At 70.7% G+C, this 4,543-nt stretch carries 4 protein-coding genes; 2 read left to right on the top strand and 2 right to left on the bottom strand.

From position 1 onward, the window contains the following. Nucleotides 1-29: 29 nt before the first annotated feature. On the bottom strand, nucleotides 30-809 hold the full coding sequence (locus Q0L54_RS10555; RefSeq protein WP_296667931.1) for a peptidylprolyl isomerase: 780 nt from the start codon (nucleotides 807-809) through the stop codon (nucleotides 30-32). A gap of 67 nt (nucleotides 810-876) precedes the next feature. Here Q0L54_RS10555 and hisS point away from each other — a divergent pair, with 67 nt between their 5' ends. Next, nucleotides 877-2,232: a histidine--tRNA ligase gene (hisS, locus tag Q0L54_RS10550; protein ID WP_296667930.1), complete on the top strand. Its 1,356-nt coding sequence runs from the start codon at nucleotides 877-879 to the stop codon at nucleotides 2,230-2,232. A gap of 58 nt (nucleotides 2,233-2,290) precedes the next feature. Further along, complete coding sequence (aspS, locus tag Q0L54_RS10545; protein WP_296667929.1) at nucleotides 2,291-4,051, top strand: aspartate--tRNA ligase; 1,761 nt, start codon at nucleotides 2,291-2,293, stop codon at nucleotides 4,049-4,051. A gap of 25 nt (nucleotides 4,052-4,076) precedes the next feature. On the opposite strand, the gene Q0L54_RS10540 is transcribed toward aspS, so the two are convergent. Next, nucleotides 4,077-4,543, bottom strand: a 467-nt coding sequence (locus Q0L54_RS10540) for an MMPL family transporter (protein ID WP_296667928.1), incomplete at its 5' end; no start/stop codon positions are given.

The following is a 4,543-nucleotide window of genomic DNA, read 5'->3' as shown; positions in this document are numbered from 1 at the left end:
CGGCGCCTGGGGGGCGTCGGGCGACTCGGTCATGAGACGGATACCTCGTTCACGATGACGGACAGCGCCGGGCGACCGTCGGTGTCCCCGGTGATGGTGCCTGCTTCGGCAACACGCCCCACCATATCGGTCCCGTCAACGAGGCGACCGAGCACGGTGTAGCCGCCCGCCGCATCGGCCGGGATGGTGGACTCCTGGTAGACGATGAAGAACTGGCTGCCCATCGACTCGCCGTCGCCGCCTACGCGCGCCATCGCGATGGTGCCGGCCGGGTAGACGCCGTCCGCGGGCGCGTTCTCGACGGGGCCGAACCGATAGCCGGGTCCGCCCGTGCCGGTGCCCGTGGGGTCCCCGCACTGCAGCACGTAGATGCCGGCGGTGGTGATCCGGTGGCAGTCGGTGTTGTCGAAGTAGCCGTCCTCGGCCAGCGCCACGAAGCTGGCGACGGCCTGCGGTGCCGCGGCGCCGTCGAGCTCCGCCACCAGGTCGCCCTGAGTGGTGGAGATGGTGGCGGTCCACGCGCGGTTCTCGGCATACGACGGGTCCGGCGGCGCGGCGGAGGACGCCCAGCCGGGCTCGAGCGCCACGTCCGCCCCGGGCAAGGTCGGTTCCGTGGCAGCGGACGAGCGATTCTCGTTCAGGGCGATGAGCAGCACCGCGAGGCCGCCACCTAGGAGCAGCCCGGCGGCGACCACGATCGCGGTGATCCGGATGATCCGATCGCGCCGCTGCTGCTTGGTGGCGATCTTGGCCTCGTATGCGTGCTGGCGCTTGCTCGCCTGCGACTTCGCCTGCTTCTTGGTGCTCATCGATCCTTCTCCGTGCGTGAAATGTGCCACGTCAGTGTACGGGCGGGCGATGCGGAACAATGGCCGCATGGCTCGTGTGCAACCCCTCTCCGGCTTCCCCGAATGGTCACCGCAGGAGCGCCTCGTGGAGGTGCACGTGCTCGACACGCTCCGGGAGGTCTTCGCTCTCCACGGATTCGGTGAGATCGAGACCCGCTCCGTGGAGCCGGTGGAGCGCCTGGCGGGGGACTCCGAGGCGTCGAAGGAGATCTACACCCTGGGGCGCCTCGCCGAGGAGGAGCGCAAGGAGGCCAAGCTAGGTCTGCACTTCGACCTCACCGTGCCGTTCGCGCGCTACGTCGAGGAGAACCAGGGCCGCCTCCAGTTCCCGTTCCGTCGCTATCAGATCCAGAAGGTGTGGCGGGGGGAGCGCCCGCAGGAGGGTCGGTTCCGCGAGTTCTACCAGGCGGACATCGACGTGGTCGGACGCGATCAGCTTCCCGAGCACCTCGAGGCGGAGGTCGCGATCGTGATGGCGAGGGCGCTGGCCGCGCTGCCGCTGCCGCCCGCGCGCATGCACCTCAACAACCGCGCGCTGGTCGAGGGCTTCTATCGCGGCGTGGGGATCGAGGATGTGGCGGGCGCACTGCGCTCGGTCGACAAGCTCGACAAGATCGGGGCGGGCGGCGTGCGGGACGAGCTTCACGCCAAAGGTGTTTCGGCCGGCGCCGCGGACGCGATTCTCGAGCTCGCCGCGATCCAGACCCCGGACGGCTCCTTCCTCGACCTGGTGGAGGCCCTGTGGGACCACTCGCCGGTGGTCGAGGGGGCGGACGATGCGCGGGCCGAGTTCGACCGCGGCGCCCGTTCCCTCGCGGCGCTGGTGGACGCGGTGAACGCCGCGGTGCCCGAGACCGCCGTCGCGGACCTCCGGATCGCGCGCGGCCTCGACTACTACACGGGCGCCGTGTACGAGACGGTGCTCGACGGCCACGAGGACCTGGGCTCGATCTGCTCGGGCGGCAGGTACGACTCGCTGGTCGCGGGGGGAGGATTCCCGGGCGTGGGGCTCTCGATCGGCGTGAGCCGCCTCATCAGCCGCATGCTGGGCGCCGGCCTCGTCAGCGCCTCGCGGGCGGTGCCCTCGGCCGTGCTGGTCGCGGTGACGGACGAGCGCCACCGTGGCGTGTCGACGGCGATCGCGGACCGGCTCCGCGCCCGCGGGATCGCGTGCGAGGTGTCGCCCAACGCCGCGAAGTTCGGCAAGCAGATCCAGTACGCGGACCGTCGCGGCATCCCGTTCGTGTGGTTCCCCGCCACCGAGAGCGCCGAGCTCGCGGATGGCGAGGTGAAGGACATCCGTTCGGGCGACCAGGTGCCCGCCGATGCGGACTCCTGGGCGCCCCCGGCGGAGGACCTGAAACCGCGCATCGTCCGCGGCTAGACTGAAATCCGCTCCTCACCGAACCCGCGCGCGACCCGCGCGTACGAAAGGCCTTGTCTTGCTCCGCACGCATCTCGCTGGAAACCTGCGCGCCGCCGACGCGGGCGCCACCGTCACCCTCGCCGGCTGGGTGGGGCGGCGCCGCGATCACGGCGGAGTCGCGTTCATCGACCTGCGGGACGCCTCGGGCTTCGCCCAGCTGGTCATCCGTGAGGAGATCGCGCACGCGCTGCGGACCGAGTACGTGATCCAGGTGACGGGGGAGGTGCGGCTGCGTCCCGCGGGCTCCGCCAACCCGAACCTGCCGTCGGGCGAGATCGAGGTCGACGTCCACGGCGTGACCATCCTCAACGAGTCCGCTCCCACGCCGTTCCCCATCGACGACCACGTCAACGTGGGCGAGGAGGCGCGACTCAAGCACCGCTACCTGGACCTGCGCCGCCCCCAGCCGCGCGCCAACCTGGTGCTGCGGTCGAAGGTCAACCAGGCGGCACGGCGCGTGCTCGAGCGCCATGACTTCCTCGAGATCGAGACCCCCACCCTGACGCGCTCGACGCCCGAGGGGGCGCGCGACTTCCTGGTCCCCGCGCGGTTGGCGCCCGGCTCCTGGTACGCGCTGCCGCAGTCGCCGCAGTTGTTCAAGCAGCTGCTCATGGTGGCGGGCATGGAGCGGTACTACCAGATCGCGCGCTGCTACCGCGACGAGGACTTCCGGGCGGACCGTCAGCCCGAGTTCACGCAGCTCGACATCGAGATGAGCTTCGTCGAGCAGGACGACGTGATCGCGGTGGGCGAGGAGCTGGTCAAGGAGCTGTGGGCGCTCATCGGCTACGAGGTGCCGCTGCCGATCCCGCGCCTCACCTACGCCGACGCGATGGCGCGGTTCGGCACCGACAAGCCGGACCTGCGGTTCGGCCTCGAGCTCACCGAGCTCACGGAGTACTTCGGCGAGACGCCGTTCCGCGTGTTCCAGGCGGACTACGTGGGCGCCGTGGTCATGCCCGGCGGCGCGTCCCAGCCCCGCAAGACGCTCGATGCGTGGCAGGACTGGGCCAAGCAGCGTGGGGCCAAGGGCCTCGCCTATGTGCTGGTCCAGGAGGACGGCACGCTGGGCGGGCCGGTCGCCAAGAACCTGTCCGAGACCGAGCTCGCGGGCCTGGCGGAGGCCGTGGGCGCGAACCCGGGCGACTGCATCTTCTTCGCGGCCGGCAAGGCGGCACCGTCGCGGGCCCTGCTGGGCGCGGCACGCGGCGAGATCGCGCGCCGGGTCGGGCTCATCGATGAGGACCGCTTCGAGTTCGTGTGGGTGGTGGACGCGCCGCTGTTCAAGGCCGTGGATTCGGACGATGACGACGTGGCGCTCGGGTCCAGCGGCTGGACGGCCGTCCATCACGCCTTCACCAGCCCCAAGCCCGAGTTCCTCGACACCTTCGAGCGCGCGCCCGGCGAGGCGCTCGCCTACGCCTACGACATCGTCTGCAACGGCAACGAGATCGGCGGCGGCTCCATCCGTATCCACCGCCAGGACGTTCAGGAGCGCGTGTTCCAGGTCATGGGCATCGGCGAGGAGGAGGCGCAGGAGAAGTTCGGATTCCTGCTCGACGCCTTCGCCTTCGGCGCCCCGCCGCACGGTGGAATCGCGCTCGGCTGGGACCGCGTGACGGCGCTGCTGGCCCGCGCGGACTCCATCCGCGACGTCATCGCGTTCCCCAAGTCCGGCGGCGGCTACGACCCCCTGACGCAGGCGCCCGCGCGCATCACCCCGGAGCAGCGCAAGGAGGCCGGCGTGGATGCCACGCCGGAGGACGCCCAGAAGTAGCGCCCGCGCGTGGCGGGTGCGAGGGTCAGTGATGCATGCCGATGCGCCGGTGGAGCCTGCGCAGCGGCGCAGGCGCCCACCAGTTCCATTCGCCGAGCAGTGTCATGGTGGCGGGCACCAGCAGCAGGCGCACCACGGTGGCGTCGAGGAACACGGCGAAGGCCAGGCCCACACCCACCTCCTTGATCATCAGCAGGTCGCCCAGGGCGAAGCCCATGAAGACCAGCACGATCACCGCGGCCGCCGAGGTGATGATGCGCCCGGAGCGCTGCAGGCCCTTGCGCACGGCCGCGTCGTTGGGCTCGCCGGCGTCGACGTACTCCTTGACCCGGGACAGCAGGAACACCTCGTAGTCCATCGCGAGGCCGAACCCGAACGCCACGATGATGACCGCCACGTAGGTCTCGATTCCTCCGGTCGAGGTGAAGTTCAGGACGCCCTCGAGATGCCCCTCGCCGAAGATCCACGTGACCACGCCCAACGTCGCGAGCA

Origin of the sequence: Demequina sp. (assembly GCF_024642165.1) — a bacterium.
Classification (GTDB): Bacteria; Actinomycetota; Actinomycetes; order Actinomycetales; family Demequinaceae; genus Demequina.
The sequence above is the reverse complement of the archived record's forward strand: the minus strand, read 5'-3'. Positions and strand labels throughout refer to the sequence as shown.